This is a genomic window from Azospirillum sp. P4_B5, assembly GCF_056402275.1.
The window spans coordinates 152,697-166,567 of the sequence record NZ_JBFUHT010000004.1 but is presented as its reverse complement, the minus strand read 5'-3'; the positions used below and the strand labels follow the sequence as shown (position 1 = coordinate 166,567).

Below are 13,871 nucleotides of genomic sequence, written 5' to 3'. Positions count from 1 at the left end.
CGGTCAGGTTTTCGGAATGGGCAGGCCGTGCCGGGGATGGGCGCGGTCGTGGATCAGGGCGCGGTCGCGGATCATCGGCCAGACGATCCGGCGCAGGAACCGGTGATCCTGCGCCCGGTCCACCTCGGCGGCGGCGTGGCGTTCGGCCAGCGGCAGCAGGTCGGGCAGCAGTCCGGCGACGCCGCCCCAGTGACCGCCCGACATCACCTCCGTGTGCAGCACCCCGTCACGCAAGACGTGGAAGGGTAGGCCGGAGGCGATCCAGGCATCGACGGCCGCCTTTCCGTCGGCGGACGGCAGCGCATCCCAATCCCGGCAGAGGAAGCGCGCCGTCGTGGGATCGTCGGCGGCGGTCAGACGCCAATAGGGAGCACCGGTCGGCGCGTCGGAGGCCACCGCCACGAGGTCCGCCCCCGCCCGGGCCAGTTCGGCCAACCGGTCCGCGGCAAGACTGCCGTCATGGTAAACCCGGCAGACCCAGCCTGGATGCAGCGCCACGGCTCGCCGCAGAATTTCCGGCGGGTCGTTGGCGCCGACGGGTTGGCCGTTCCACAGGCTGAAGGCGATGACGTTGTGCCGCCGCTGCTCCGCCCCGCGCGGCTGAGCGGGCAGCGGCGGCAGAGCAGGAGTCGTGCCCATGGCCGCCCGGTCCTTCAGGTCCAGCGCGCGTTCACCCCAAGCGGCGGCCTCGTCCTCCCGACCGAGAAGGGCGAGGGCGACGACCAACCGGTCGATGGCGTCGAGATGGCGAGGGTCCAGGCGGGCGGCCCGCTCCAGCGCGCGGGCGGAGTCCTCCAGCCGATCCACGCCCCCAAGCGCGACCCCCAGATTGAAGGCGGCGGAGGGGAAGTCCGGCGTGATGGCCAGGGCGTTGCGGTAGGCGAGGGTGGAATCCTCCCGCAATCCCATGGCGAACAGGGCGTTGCCGTAGAGAAAGGCGACGTCGGCGTCCAGCGGCAGCAGTTCCGCGGCCCGGGCCAGCGGGCGAAGGGATTCGGTACCGCGCCCTTGCTCCACAAGAAGGCGCCCTTCCTCGTGTCGCAGCGCGCCCAAGCGTTCCACGGCGATGGCGAGGGTGGGGGCGGACGTGACGGCGCGCTCCAGGGCGCTGATGGCTCCGGCGAAGCGGCCCAGGCTGCGCAGGGCGTTCGCCATGTCGGTCCAGGCTTCCGCGAAATCGGGCTGGAGGGCGACGGCACGCCGGTAGTCCTCCACCGCGACCTCCGGTTGCCCGGAAGAGCGCCGGATGTTGCCGCTGTTGGCGTGCATGTCCGCCGCCTCTGGCCGCTGGGCGATGGCGCGGTCGATGAGTTGCAGAGCAAGCGCCTGCTCTCCCACCTGACCGGCTAGAACGCCAAGGAAATGCAGGGCGTCCGGCTGATCCGGGTCCACATCCAAGATGCGGTTGTAGAGCTGCTGGGCCTCGGCCAGCCGGCCGGCCAGATGGTGGTCCAGGGCGAGCGTCAGCGCTTCCGCGATCGTAGCCATGCATACAGGCTTAAGCACACCGGCGCCCCTCCGCAAGCGTCATGGCTGTGAGAAGGGTAGGCGACGGCCTCAATGGTCCTGGAATGCGAAGCTTTGGTGCCGGAAACAGCCTGCGAGACTTCATCCTTTGGCATAGCCGGAAAAAAGGTGAACGAACCCTTTACAATGCACGAGTGCGGCTGCAATATATGAGCTGGATTGTCCAATCATCGGTGTAATGTCATGAACGTGGCCATCGCCACCGCAACGGCTGCAAGGCCGTTGGCCTTCATGACGGCCCGCAACAGCGAGGCTGTTGAAACCGGGGCCGATACCGGGACTCCGCCCGCGAAGGACCCCGTGACCGGGCAGTCCGAACCTCTCTCCGGGCGTTACACGAAGACCGCGTACCGCTATGACGCCGATGCGTCGCGGCTGGTGCTGCTGTTCCGCAGCCCGGAAGACGGGGCGACCCTCGACCAGATACCGACCGAGGCGGCTCTGCGGCAGTACCGCGAGGCGCAGAAGGACCGGAAGAGCGGCAAGGCGTCGCTTGAGCTTCTGGTCGGTGGTTCGGACGGGCAGGACCAGCCGAACGGTGCGGGCCAGAGCGGGACCTCCGCCACCGGTTCGCCTGTGCACCGGTGGGCCTCGGGCCATTCCGGGACCGGCGCGGGCCGCTCCGGACCTTCACAGGGGACTTCCGCGCACGCGTCGCCGGTGGTAGCCTCGACACCGATGGTGGCCCACGCGTCGGCCGCTCCCTCGGCGGGGACCGGTTCCGTCAACGTCGTCATCTGACTGGCGCGGCGCGGGCCGTACGGCGTCGGCCGACTGTTTCCTTTGAAGGCATCCTGCGATGGCTCTCGACATTTCCTCCTCCACCCTGGGTGCCGCGGTCGGCTTGCGGCAGGCGCAGGGACAGATGGACTTCGGCGTGAAGACGCTGAACCAGACCGCGCAACAGCAGGATCAGGCGATCGCCACATTGCTTCAGGGCGGTTCGGATGGGTCCTCGTCCGGCGGAAACGTCACGGCCACGCGCGGGCAGAATCTGAACATCGTCGTGTAAGCGGCTGATTTGACGGGCTTGATCGCTCAAGCCAAGCGGCGGCCATAAAAAAAGCCCCTCTCGCAAGAGAGGGGCTTCGTGCGTTCCGGAGGACCGCTTACTTCAGCTCGTCGAAGGTGTCGATGACATGGGTGACGATGCCGTACTCGCGGGCCTCGTCGGCCATCATCCAGTAGTTCCGGTCGGTGTCCTTGGAAACCTTCTCCACCGGCTGGCCGGTCTCGCGCGCGATGATGCGGTTCAGACGCTCACGCATGCGGATGATTTCCTTCGCCTCGATGGCGATGTCCGTCGCCCGGCCACCAGTGCCGCCCAGCGGCTGGTGGATCAGGAAGCGGGTGTTCGGCAGGCAGTAGCGGTCTTCCTTCTTCGCGGCCAGGAAAATGTGGCAGCCGGCGCTGGCGACCCAGCCGGTGCCCAACATCTTCACGCGCGGTTTCACGAAGCGGATCATGTCGTGAATGGTGTCGCCCGCCTCGACGTGGCCGCCGGGGGAGTTCACCACGACCGTGATGTCGTCGTTGCTCTCGTGGGCCAGAGCCAGCAGTTGGGCCGAGACGGCCTGCGCCAGCTTCATGTCGATCTGCCCGAAGATCAGCACCGTGCGCGCCTTGAACAGGTTCGACTGCACGGCAGCGAACGGCGGCGGGGCGCTTTCCTTCGACTTCTCGTCCGGCTCCTGCTCGGGCTCGTCGTCGAAGCGGGTGTATCCGTCTTGCGCCATCGTTTTTGAACTCCCTGAGGTCGGCGTGTCTACCGGGGGGCTTTGGCTTGCGGGGGCTTGGGATGTCGGATGGGGACCGAACCACGCCACTCGTTTCTCCACATAGCCCGTATCGGTTCCTTGTTCAACGGGCCGCGACGCCAAATCCCACCCCGGCGCCGTCATAGTCGCGCTCAGGCTGGCCGCATCGGTGCGGATCGCCGCTTGCCGACCATAGGGAAGGATAGGCACACTGCCCCTTGCACAATCGGAGGGCGGTGCATGGAAAGGGGCATCGGGGGCGGCGTATCGGTCATCATTCCAGCCTACCGGGCGCAGGACACCATCGCCCGCGCCGTGTCCAGCCTTTTGGTGCAGAGCTTTCCCCACTGGGAGGCGGTGGTGGTCAGCGACGACGGCGCCGACTACCGCGCCCTTCTGGCGGCCGCCGGAATCACCGACTCGCGCCTGACCTTCACCGGAACCGGCCGCGTCGGGTCCGGCGCACCGGCGGCGCGCAACGCCGGACTGCGGTGCGCCAGTCTACCGCTGATCGCCCCGCTGGACGCCGACGACCGGTTCGAGCCGGACCGGCTGGCGCGGCTGGCCCCGCTTGCGGCGGCGCAGGGTGCGGCGGCGGACAATGTGGCGGTGGTGCGCGACGGCGACGGCTCGCCGCTCTCCACCCTGTTCCCACCCGGGACCGGGATCACGACGCTGGACGCGGCGGCCTTCCTGGAAACCTCCGTCCCGATGTTCTTCGTGGTTCGCCGCGCCCTCGTCCCCGGCTGGGAGGAGGGGGTCGATTTCTGCGACGACGTGGTTTTCAACGTCCAGGTCCTCGACCGGCTGGGCCGTCTGCCGCTGGTGCTGGAACCGCTCTACGAATACCGGCAGCGGGAGGGGTCGATCACCTGCTCCGCCGACAGCGGCGCGCGGGCGGACCTCTGCTACCGCCATGTTCTCGACCGCTTGGACGGCGACGGGCTGCGGATCGCCGACGCCATGCTGCGCCACCGCTTCGCCGCCGCCCTGGGCGCCAAGCGCGCCTTGAACGCCGCCTACATGGCGGCGCAGGCCGCCGGACGCTGTGCCAATTTTCAGGAGTTCCTGGCCCTGCGGGAAAACTCCCTGCCGGGATAGTCGCCGATCACGCTCAGATGCGTCACCACCGTGCCATCCGGTCGGAATTGATGAAGAGCGAGCGCGGACGGCTCCTCCGTCCAGCGGTAGGGCGGCTCCGGCGCCAAGTCCAGGGCGATCTGATAGGCCACCGACGGGGCGACGTAGCCGTGCGCCCCGTTCCAGGCAACCGCGGTCTGGCGGTGGGTGTGGCCGCTCAGAACGGCCCGGACATTTGGGCGGCTCCGCACCAGCCGCCCCAGTTCCTCCGCGCCCTCCAGGCAGCGCAGCGTGTCGAGGAAGGCCAGCCCGGTGTCGAAGAGAGGATGGTGCAGCGCCAGCACGGTCGGGCGCTCCGGCTGCTCGGCCAGACGCTCCGCCAGCCAGGACAGCCGGTCGGCGCACAGGCCGCCCACCGCCATGCCGGGGATCACCGAATCGAGCATCAGGATGCGGACCGGAAATTCCTCCACCGCGTGGTGAAGGAAGGGGCCATTCATAGGCATCCAGCCGGTGCCGGCGAAGGTCCGGCGCAGTTCCGCACGGTCGTCATGATTGCCTGGCAGCACGCGCAAAGGAATAGAGAGCGGTTCCAGCAGGGCGAACAGCGCCTCGTACTCGCCGGGCTTCGGTCCGTTGACAAGGTCGCCGGTGATGAGGACGAGGTCCGGGCGCGGCACCAGAGCGTTCAAGTGGGCCACCGCGGCGGCGAGGCGGGCGTTCGTGTCGTAGGCGGTGGTCGGGGTGGTGCCGGGGGCCATCACATGCAGGTCGGACATCTGGGCGATCAGCATCGGGAACCCCTTGGAACGCGAAGGTCGGAGGACCAAGGATTGTCACATCGCCGATTTCCCGGACGCGTTCAAGAGTCCAACCGGAGCAAAACTTCCTTTACGCTTCCGTGACAGGCTGTGCCATCAGCCGAACGACCGTCTTGCCGCCACTGCATCGGATCGGGGAATGAGCGTGTCTACCTCCTCCTGCCTGCTCGCACGGTTGCTGGCGTCCGGGAAGTTCTGGCTGAAACGCGCCCGCATCGAACCCCGGGACCTCGGCGAGGGCACCCCGCCACCCGGCGCGGACGGCGCCCTGCTGGCCGATCTTCGCATTGAAGGCGATCGGATTCGTGCGGTTCTACCGGCAGGCGAAGCGCCCTGCTGCGCTCCCGGCCTCTGCCTCGATGGCGCGTCGGTACGTCCGTGCGGTGGCTGCACCGCAGTTGGTCCCGGACAACCAGCTGATTTGAAAGTGATTTTTCCTGATGGTGCGCGGTTGGAGATAGGGGAGGGCCGGGTTGTGCACGCCGATCCGCCGCCGCCGCGCGTGTGAACTCTTGCAACCGTCTCGACTCCGGAACTGAACTGAACGATATAGTTCAGTTTACCGCCCGCCCCTCACAGCGGCCCGGTTGACACGAAACGCCCCGCGCGCCCGTCCGGCGGGTCAGCGGGCCTGTGCGGGTTCCGTATCCATGCGCCACACGCTTCGCATCGTCGCCCTTCTGGTCCTGGTCGCTCTCGGCGGCGGTGCCTACTGGTACTTCGTCAAGCAGGGCGGAACCATCAACACGCTGCTCGCCGGCAAGGTTCCGTCTCCCGGAGGCGCGTCGTCTGGCGCTCCGGCGGCGGGAGGGCCGCCGGGCGGCACGCCGCCGATTCCGGTGGAGGCCCTGCCGGTCAAGGTCGGCACGGTGTCGCGCCAGGTCACCGCGGTCGGCTCGCTGCTGTCCAGCGAATCGGTGGTCATCCGGCCCGAGGTGGCGGGCAAGGTCTCCGAGATCGCCTTCCTGGAAGGGCAGGCGGTGAAGAAGGGGGCGGTGCTGATCCGGCTGGACGATTCCATCGCCCGCGCCACGCTGGCCCAGGCGCAGGCGAGCATCGCCTTCTCCCGCGCCGAGCTGAGCCGCGCCGAGGAGCTGTACCGCCAGCGCACCGGCCCCGCCCGCAACCGCGAGCAGGCGCTCGCCAAGCTCCAGTCCGACGAGGCGGCGGTGCAGCTGGCCAGGGCGCAGCTTGAGAAGCTGACCCTGACGGCCCCCTTCGACGGCGTGCTGGGCCTGCGCAAGGTGTCGGTGGGCGACGTGGTGGCGGCGGGCAAGGACATCGTGAATCTGGAGGCCATCGAAACCCTGAAGCTCGATTTCCGGGTGCCGGAGCTGTATCTGCCGACCGTCCGCACCGGCCAGACCCTGAAGGTCGCCGTGGACTCCTTCGGCGGGCGGACCTTCGACGGTACGGTCTACGCCATCGACCCGCTGGTCGACGTGAACGGCCGCGCGGTGGTGATTCGCGCCCGCGTCCCCAACACCGACGGCGCGCTGCGCCCCGGCCTGTTCGCGCGGGTGGCGCTGACGCTGGACCAGAATCCGAACGCCGTGCTGGTGCCCGAGCAGGCGGTCAGCGCCTTCGGCAACAAGCAGTTCGTCTTCAAGGTGGTGGAGGGCAAGGCGGTGCAGACCACGGTCACGCTGGGCGAGCGCCGCAACGCCGAGGTGGAGATCACCGCCGGCCTGCAGCCCGGCGACGTGGTGGTGACCGCCGGCCAGCTGAAGATCCGCGACGGCGCCCCGGTGATGGTCGTCAACAACAAGCCGGCGGGGAGCTGATCCGATGGTCCTCTCCGACATCTCCATCCGCCGGCCCGTCCTGGCGACGGTCATGAGCCTCGCGCTCATGCTGATCGGCATCGTGTCGTACCAACGCCTGTCGGTGCGCGAATACCCGAAGATCGACGAACCCGTCGTCACGGTGGAAACCACCTACAAGGGCGCTTCGGCCGAGATCATCGAAAGCCAGGTCACCCAGATCCTGGAGGATTCGCTGTCGGGCATCGAGGGCATCGACGTGATGTCCTCGATCAGCCGCGCCGAGAAGAGCCAGATCACCCTGCGCTTCCGGCTGGACCGCAACGTCGACACGGCGGCCAGCGACGTGCGCGATCGCGTCGGCCGCGTGCGCGCCCAGCTTCCCAACGAGATCGACGAACCGGTCATCGCGAAGGTGGAGGCCGATGCGCAGCCGATCATCTATCTGGCCTTCTCCTCCGACCGCCATTCGCCGCTGGACGTGACGGACTTCGCCGACCGCTACGTCAAGGACCGCTTGCAGAACCTGCCCGGCGTCGCCCAGGTGCGAATCTTCGGCGAGCGGCGCTTCGCCATGCGGCTGTGGCTCGACCCGCAGCGCATGGCCGCCTACCGCGTCACCCCGCAAGACGTCGAGAACGCGCTGCGCAAGCAGAACGTCGAGATCCCGGCGGGCCGCGTCGAGAGCAAGGCGCGGGAGTTCACCGTCGTCTCCGAAACCGACCTGCGCACGCCGGAGGAGTTCGACCGCATCATCCTGCGCGACGACGGCGGCTATCTGGTCCGGCTGAAGGACGTCGGCCGGGCCGAGCTGGGGGCGCGGGACGAGCGGGTCAGCGCCCGTTTCAACGGGCGCGGCGCCGTCGCCATCGGCGTGGTGAAGCAGTCCACCGCCAACCCGCTGGACGTCTCCAAGGCGGTGAACGAGGCGCTGCCGAAGATCCGCGCCGCCCTTCCGGAGGGCATGGGGGTGGATGTCGGCTACGACAGCTCCGTCTTCATCGCCAAGTCGATCGACGCGGTGTTCAGCACGATCTTCGAGGCCATCGTCCTGGTCGTTCTGGTCATCTTCGTGTTCCTGCGCAGCTTCCGCGCCACGCTGGTGCCGCTGGTGACCATCCCGGTGTCGCTGATCGGCGGCTTCGCGCTGATGTACGCCTTCGGCTTCTCAGTCAACACGCTGACTCTGCTGTCCATGGTGCTGGCCATCGGCCTCGTCGTGGACGACGCCATCGTGATGCTGGAGAACATCTACCGGCACATCGAGGAGGGCGTTCCGCCTTTCCAGGCGGCGTTGCAGGGATCGAAGGAGATCGGCTTCGCGGTCATCGCGATGACCATCACTCTGGCCGCGGTCTACGCGCCCATCGGCTTCATGACTGGCCGCACCGGCCGCCTCTTCTCCGAGTTCGCGCTGACGCTGGCGGGGGCGGTGATCGTGTCGGGCTTCGTCGCCCTGACCCTGTCGCCGATGATGTGCTCCAAGCTTCTGAAGCACCAGACCAAGCACAACGCGCTCTACAACGCCATCGAGCGGCTGCTGAACGGGCTGACCAACGGCTACCGGGCGCTGCTCCGCCTGTCGCTGAAGGCGCGGCCGCTGGTGCTGCTGGTCGGCGCGGTGGTGGCGGGGCTCAGCTACACGCTGTTCACCGGGCTGAAGTCGGAACTGGCGCCGGTCGAGGACCGGGGCACCATCGTCGGCATCGCCATCGCGCCGGAAGGCTCGACGCTCGACTACACGGAGAGCTACGCCAAGCGGATGGAGGAGCTGTTCCGCCAGATCCCCATCGTCGAGAAGTTCTTCGTCGTGGTCGGCTTCCCGGTGGTCAACCAGGGCATCTCCTTCGTCCGCCTGATCGACTGGGACGAGCGCGACGTGAAGCAGCAGGCGATCACCGCCCAGCTCTTCCCCAAGATGTTCGGCATCCCCGGCATCCTCGCCTTCGTCACCAACCCGCCCTCGCTGGGGCAGAGCCCGGTGGACAAGCCGGTTAACTTCGTCATCCAAAGCTCGCTGCCCTACGACGAGCTTCAGAAGATGGTCGACGGGCTGATGGCCGAAGCGCGGAAGTTCCCCGGCCTGACCAACCTCGACACCGACCTGAAGCTGAACAAGCCGGAACTGCGCATCACCATCGACCGCGACAAGGCCGCCGACCTCGGCGTGGATGTGGAGACGGTGGGCCGCACTCTGGAGACCCTGCTGGGCGGGCGGCAGGTCACCCGCTTCAAGAAGGAGGGCAAGCAGTACGACGTGGTGGTCCAGGTCGGCGACGTCGACCGCCGCAACCCGGACGACATCGCTTCCATCTACGTCCGCGGCACGCCCACCGCGGCGGCGGAGGCCGGGGTCGCCACCAGCGCCGGGGCGATGATCTCGCTCGCCAACCTCGTCCACATCGAGGAGCGGGTGGCGCCCAAGGAGCTGAACCACTTCAACAAGCTGCGCTCCGTCACCATCACCGCCACGCTGGCGCCGGGCACCTCGCTGGGCGAGGCGCTGGGCTATCTCCAGGAGGCGGCGAACCGCGTGCTGCCGGCCACCGCCCAGACCGATTATGCGGGGCAGAGCCGCGAGTTCCGGGAATCGGCGACCGGCCTCTACTTCGTCTTCATCCTGGCGCTGGCCTTCATCTATCTGGTGCTGGCGGCGCAGTTCGAGAGCTTCATCGACCCCTTCGTGATCATGCTGACGGTGCCGCTGTCGATGACCGGCGCGCTGGCCGCCCTGCATTTCACCGGCGGGACGATGAACGTCTACAGCCAGATCGGGTTGGTGACGCTCGTCGGCCTCATCACCAAGCACGGCATCCTGATCGTGGAGTTCGCCAACCAGCTCCAGCGCGAGGGGGTGGACATCCGCAAGGCGGTGGAGGAGGCCGCCGTGCTGCGCCTGCGCCCGATCCTGATGACCACGGGTGCCATGGTGCTGGGTGCCGTGCCGCTCGCCAACGCCCATGGGGCGGGCGCGGAGAGCCGTCAGGCCATCGGCGCGGTGATCGTCGGCGGCATGCTGCTGGGCACCTTCCTGACTCTGTTCGTGGTGCCGACGGTCTACAGCTACATCGCCAAGAAGAAGCCCCTCCCGGCGGTGGACGGCTCTGCCAGCCATCCGACGGGCGCGCACCCGCAGCCGGCGGAGTGATCGGCGGCCAGATGGCTGTATTTTGAACAGGCGGTGAAGAGCGAAGCGGGGCGCCCAGATCAGGGCGCCCCGTTCTCATCCAGCGGCTCGACATCGACGCTGACCGACAGAGTGTGGCCGGCGGCCCCCATCAGGACGCCGCGGGCGGGGCTGACGTCGTCGTAGTCGCGGCCCCAGGCGATGGTGATGAAGTCCTGGTCGGCGCGCCGCGCGTTGGTCGGGCAGACGTCGATCCAGCCGGCCTCGGTGCCGCACCAGACGGAGGCCCAGGCGTGGCTGACGTCGGCGCCGATCAGCCGCGGCCGGCCCGGCGGGGGCAGGGTGCGCAGATAGCCGGAGACGTAGCGGGACGGCAGCCCCATGGCACGCGCGCAGCCGACCACGATGTGGGCGAAGTCCTGGCAGACGCCGCGACGGTGCCGCATCACCTCGGCCATCGGGGTGGCGATCGTCGTCGCGGTGGGGTCGAAGGTGAAGTCGTCGTGGATCCGCTGCATCAGGTCCAGGGCAGCGTCCGCCGCCGCGCGGCCGGGAGTGAAGGACAGCGCGGCGTACTCCTGCAGCGTCGGGCCGGCCGCCACCAGCGCGCTGTCGAAGCGGTACTGGAGCACCTCCGCCCCGTCCTCCGGCCCGGTCAGGCCGCCCAGCGAATCGCGCACAAGCTCCCAGGATGGGGTTAACATGGCGTCGAGCAGCGGCGGTGGGCCGACCTCCACCTCGCTCTCCGCCGTCACAACCAATTGCCGGTGCGGCTCCTGCATCGCGACATAGGTGACGGTGTTGCCGAAATAGTCGGTGTGGGACGACTGCACCGCCGGAGCCGGCAGGATGGTCAGCGTGCTCCGGTGGACGCGCTGGCGCGGGTGCGGCCGGGCGTTCAGGTGCAGCAGATGGTGCGACACCGACACGTCCTCGCCATAGTCGTAGCGGGTCGTGTGGCGCACGCGGAAGCGAACGCCGAAACGGTCACCGGAGGGATCGTCAGCGGGGGCCGCGCCGGCCAGGGTCGGGGAGAGGTCAGGCCGGTCGGGCAAAGGCATGGCTGAAATAGGCGTGGGTCAGGAGGTTGGAAATCTCAGGCAACGACAGGGCGAGCGAGTCCAGCAGCGTGTGCAGGGCGGCGCCCGAATCCAGAGCCTCCGGCGCACGCAACGAGGCGCGGGCGGCGCCCAGGATCGAGCGGGCCGAGGCGGCCGTGTCGCCCGGCACGGCCTGCGACCCGCTGGGCAGGGCCGCCACATGCCGCTCCAGCGCCGCCAGCTGGAAATCCAGGGCGCGTGGGTTGGAGTCGTCGGCCAGCAGGAGTTCCAGCACCGGGCGCCGTCGCACGCTGGTCAGGTAGCGGGACCGGTAGGTCATCACGCTTTCTCCCAGTTCCAGCAGCACGCTCAGCGTCGCCACCTGGACGGGCTCGTCCTGCCGTTCGAGCGCGTGGACCTGGATGCCCCGCATCACCGAAATGATGTGGAGCGCCCGCTCCATGCGCCGTCCGATGTCGAGGAAGCGCCAGCCCTGGCCGCGCGTCATGCTTTCCTGTTCCAGCCCGGCGATGGCGGCGAGGCTGGTCATCAGGTCGTCCAGCCGCAGCAGCATGGCGGCGGCGTCCAGCTTGTGCGCCGGCGGCTGGCTCTGCCGCTCCAGCATCGTGACCACGCGCCACATGTCGAGCGACAGGCGGTCGCGCACCGAATAGGCGGTGCGGTGCACCCGCTGAACCTGGGCGCGCAGGCTGTTGGGATGGTCCGGGTCGACGACCGAGCTGTAGAGCGCCGTCCTCAACGCCCGCCCGCCACCGAGTGCCGTGACGCGCGTCAGGTCCCAGGGGATCATGCCCTCCCAGGCCATCAGATGGAGCAGCGGGCGAAGCTGCAGCGACGCGCCCGGCACGTTGCCGTCGGTCAGGCGGGAATGGGTGGAGCGCAGCAGGCGCACCGTGCCCTCCGACCGCTCCGCGTAGCGGCCCAGCCAATAAAGGCTGTCGGCCACCCGGCTGGGCAGGTCGGCGGAGGCCGCCCTGGGCGCCGGCTGCGGCTCCTGGGCCGGCTGCGGGCGTGGCGTCGCCAAGGTGGCCTCGGCCCGGCGCCCGGACAGGATCCAGGTGTCCTTGCTGCCGCCGCCCCGCTGCATGGAGACGACCAGCTTTCCGGATTCGGTGGACACGCGGGTCAGGCCGCCGGGCATGACGGTGTAACTGCCGTCCGGACGGGCGCAGAGGAAGACGCGCAGCACCAGCGGGCGCGGCTGCAACCGTCCGCCCTGCCAGACCGGCGCCGTGGACAGGGCCAGCCGCTCCTGCGCGACGTAACACCAGGGGCGGGCTTTGATGCGCTCCACGAGGGAAGCGCGCTCGGCCGCCGACAGGTCGGCGCCGAAGATCGGCTCGAAAGACAGGGACGGGAAGGCGGGCTTCACCACCAGCCCGTCGAGATGCTCGATGACGTAGGCCCGCTCGTCGTCGTTGCCGCACCACCAGACCGCCACGCCCGGCATCTTCAGCTCCTCGCCCAGCAGATGGCGGCACAGCATGGGCAGCGACGGCTTGACCGCCATGGATTCCATGAAGCCGGAGCCGAGCGCGTTCGCCACCACCACGTTGCCGGCGCGCACCGCCTCGATCAGCCCCGCCACGCCCAGCGAGCTGTCGGCGCGCAGCTCCAACGGGTCGGCGAAATCGGCGTCCAGGCGGCGCAGGATCACGTCCACCGGCTCCAGCCCCGACAGGGTCTTCAGATAGACCTGACGGTCGCGCACGGTCAGGTCGCCGCCCTCTACCAACGTGATGCCGAGGTAGCGGGCCAGATAGACGTGCTCGAAATAGGTTTCGTTGTAAGGGCCGGGCGTCAGCAGAACGATCCGCGGCTGGTCGCGGCGCGGGCTGAGCGACAGCAGCGTTTCCTTGTACGCCTCGAAGAAGGGGGACAGATGCTCCACCTGGCAATGGCGGAAGCTGTCCGGCAACACCTTCGCCAGCACCGCCCGGTTCTCCAGCGCGTAGCCGCTGCCGCTCGGCGCCTGGGTGCGGTCGGACAGCACCCACCAGCGCCCGTCCGGCGCGCGGGCGAGGTCCGCCGCGTAGAAATGCAGGTGGATGTCGTTGGGCACCGGAATGCCATGCACGGCGCGGCGAAATCCGGGATCGGCATGGATCACCGCCGGGGACAGCCGCCCGCTGCGCGTCAAGGTCTGCGGCCCGTAGATGTCGGCCAGCACCGCGTTCAGCAGCGTGGCGCGCTGGATCAGCCCCGATTCGACCGCCTTCCACTCGTGAGCGGGGATCAGCAGCGGCACCATGTCGAGCGGCCAGGGCCGCTCCATCCCCTTGGGGTCGCCGTAGATGTTGTAGGTGACGCCGTTCTGGTGCAGCAGGCGCCGCGCCTCCTCCCATCTCTCGGCCATCAGCTCCGGGTCGAGGGGACCCAGCGTGCCCATGAAGGTCTGCCAATGCGGGCGCAGGCGACCCTGCCCGGTGACCATCTCGTCATAGACCTGCCCGCCGCCATAACCCATGGCGTCAGCCTCGCCGAACAGCGATCCCTGAAGGAACGGCACCGGACGCAGCCCCGGAAGGGCCGGCGTGCTGGGGTCGAGAAAGGGGGAATCGCGGTCGGACAAGGCGGGTTCGGGCGCTCAACTCTGGTACGGTGCTGGGGAGTGTGAACGTCCGTTCCCGCCGATGCAAGCGGCGGTTCGGAGGCGGCGTGGCGCAATCGCGTTCCGTCGCCCTCCGGGGACAGGGGGCGCGTGTGAGGGGTGCCCTTTTGCCGGACGTTTCCGC

General features: G+C 68.8%; 11 protein-coding genes. 6 read left to right on the top strand and 5 right to left on the bottom strand.

What is annotated here, in order from left to right; genetic code table 11:
* Positions 1–3 precede the first annotated feature (3 nt).
* On the bottom strand, positions 4–1,488 hold the full coding sequence (locus AC1DVI_RS04435; protein WP_476956908.1) for a tetratricopeptide repeat protein: 1,485 nt from the start codon (positions 1,486–1,488) through the stop codon (positions 4–6).
* Between the two features lie 222 nt (positions 1,489–1,710).
* On the opposite strand from AC1DVI_RS04435, the gene AC1DVI_RS04430 reads away from it, so the two are divergent.
* Complete coding sequence (locus AC1DVI_RS04430) at positions 1,711–2,268, top strand: hypothetical protein (RefSeq protein ID WP_476956907.1); 558 nt, start codon at positions 1,711–1,713, stop codon at positions 2,266–2,268.
* Positions 2,269–2,326: 58 nt separating this feature from the next.
* The gene (locus AC1DVI_RS04425) at positions 2,327–2,539 is read left to right on the top strand and encodes a hypothetical protein (RefSeq protein WP_040134149.1); all 213 of its coding nucleotides are present in this window, start codon (positions 2,327–2,329) and stop codon (positions 2,537–2,539) included.
* A 97-nt stretch (positions 2,540–2,636) separates the two neighbouring features.
* Here the strand turns inward: AC1DVI_RS04425 and AC1DVI_RS04420 are convergent, their stop codons facing one another.
* On the bottom strand, positions 2,637–3,263 hold the full coding sequence (locus tag AC1DVI_RS04420) for an ATP-dependent Clp protease proteolytic subunit (protein WP_035679230.1): 627 nt from the start codon (positions 3,261–3,263) through the stop codon (positions 2,637–2,639).
* Between the two features lie 261 nt (positions 3,264–3,524).
* Here AC1DVI_RS04420 and AC1DVI_RS04415 point away from each other — a divergent pair, with 261 nt between their 5' ends.
* Positions 3,525–4,385, top strand: coding sequence for a glycosyltransferase family 2 protein (locus AC1DVI_RS04415; protein WP_476956906.1), 861 nt, complete (start codon positions 3,525–3,527; stop codon positions 4,383–4,385).
* On the opposite strand, the gene AC1DVI_RS04410 is transcribed toward AC1DVI_RS04415, so the two are convergent.
* On the bottom strand, positions 4,343–5,158 hold the full coding sequence (locus AC1DVI_RS04410; RefSeq protein WP_476956905.1) for a phosphodiesterase: 816 nt from the start codon (positions 5,156–5,158) through the stop codon (positions 4,343–4,345). The genes AC1DVI_RS04415 and AC1DVI_RS04410 overlap by 43 nt on opposite strands.
* A 166-nt stretch (positions 5,159–5,324) precedes the next feature.
* Here AC1DVI_RS04410 and AC1DVI_RS04405 point away from each other — a divergent pair, with 166 nt between their 5' ends.
* From AC1DVI_RS04405 to AC1DVI_RS04395, 3 genes are all read left to right on the top strand, one after another.
* Positions 5,325–5,693, top strand: a complete 369-nt coding sequence (locus tag AC1DVI_RS04405) for a hypothetical protein (RefSeq protein ID WP_476956904.1) — start codon at positions 5,325–5,327, stop codon at positions 5,691–5,693.
* A 142-nt stretch (positions 5,694–5,835) separates the two neighbouring features.
* Positions 5,836–6,969, top strand: a complete 1,134-nt coding sequence (locus AC1DVI_RS04400) for an efflux RND transporter periplasmic adaptor subunit (RefSeq protein ID WP_476956903.1) — start codon at positions 5,836–5,838, stop codon at positions 6,967–6,969.
* Positions 6,970–6,973: 4 nt separating this feature from the next.
* The gene (locus tag AC1DVI_RS04395) at positions 6,974–10,096 is read left to right on the top strand and encodes an efflux RND transporter permease subunit (RefSeq protein WP_476956902.1); all 3,123 of its coding nucleotides are present in this window, start codon (positions 6,974–6,976) and stop codon (positions 10,094–10,096) included.
* A 59-nt stretch (positions 10,097–10,155) separates the two neighbouring features.
* Here the strand turns inward: AC1DVI_RS04395 and AC1DVI_RS04390 are convergent, their stop codons facing one another.
* Positions 10,156–11,136 carry a transglutaminase family protein gene (locus AC1DVI_RS04390; protein WP_476956901.1) on the bottom strand — a complete coding sequence of 327 codons (981 nt, stop codon included), beginning with the start codon at positions 11,134–11,136 and terminating at the stop codon, positions 10,156–10,158.
* Positions 11,114–13,708 (bottom strand): circularly permuted type 2 ATP-grasp protein, encoded by a 2,595-nt coding sequence (locus tag AC1DVI_RS04385; protein ID WP_476956900.1) that lies wholly within the window; start codon positions 13,706–13,708, stop codon positions 11,114–11,116. The genes AC1DVI_RS04390 and AC1DVI_RS04385 overlap by 23 nt, the downstream gene beginning before the upstream one ends.
* Positions 13,709–13,871 lie beyond the last annotated feature (163 nt).

Excerpts from the sequence above, each read along its gene's own strand:
- AC1DVI_RS04425 (WP_040134149.1), top strand. The coding sequence starts at position 2,327 with ATGGCTCTCGACATTTCCTCCTCCACCCTGGGTGCCGCGGTCGGCTTG.
- AC1DVI_RS04435 (WP_476956908.1), bottom strand. The coding sequence starts at position 1,488 with ATGGCTACGATCGCGGAAGCGCTGACGCTCGCCCTGGACCACCATCTG.
- AC1DVI_RS04390 (WP_476956901.1), bottom strand. The coding sequence starts at position 11,136 with ATGCCTTTGCCCGACCGGCCTGACCTCTCCCCGACCCTGGCCGGCGCG.
- AC1DVI_RS04430 (WP_476956907.1), top strand. The coding sequence starts at position 1,711 with ATGAACGTGGCCATCGCCACCGCAACGGCTGCAAGGCCGTTGGCCTTC.
- AC1DVI_RS04410 (WP_476956905.1), bottom strand. The coding sequence starts at position 5,158 with ATGCTGATCGCCCAGATGTCCGACCTGCATGTGATGGCCCCCGGCACC.
- AC1DVI_RS04415 (WP_476956906.1), top strand. The coding sequence starts at position 3,525 with ATGGAAAGGGGCATCGGGGGCGGCGTATCGGTCATCATTCCAGCCTAC.
- AC1DVI_RS04395 (WP_476956902.1), top strand. The coding sequence starts at position 6,974 with ATGGTCCTCTCCGACATCTCCATCCGCCGGCCCGTCCTGGCGACGGTC.
- AC1DVI_RS04405 (WP_476956904.1), top strand. The coding sequence starts at position 5,325 with ATGAGCGTGTCTACCTCCTCCTGCCTGCTCGCACGGTTGCTGGCGTCC.
- AC1DVI_RS04420 (WP_035679230.1), bottom strand. The coding sequence starts at position 3,263 with ATGGCGCAAGACGGATACACCCGCTTCGACGACGAGCCCGAGCAGGAG.
- AC1DVI_RS04400 (WP_476956903.1), top strand. The coding sequence starts at position 5,836 with ATGCGCCACACGCTTCGCATCGTCGCCCTTCTGGTCCTGGTCGCTCTC.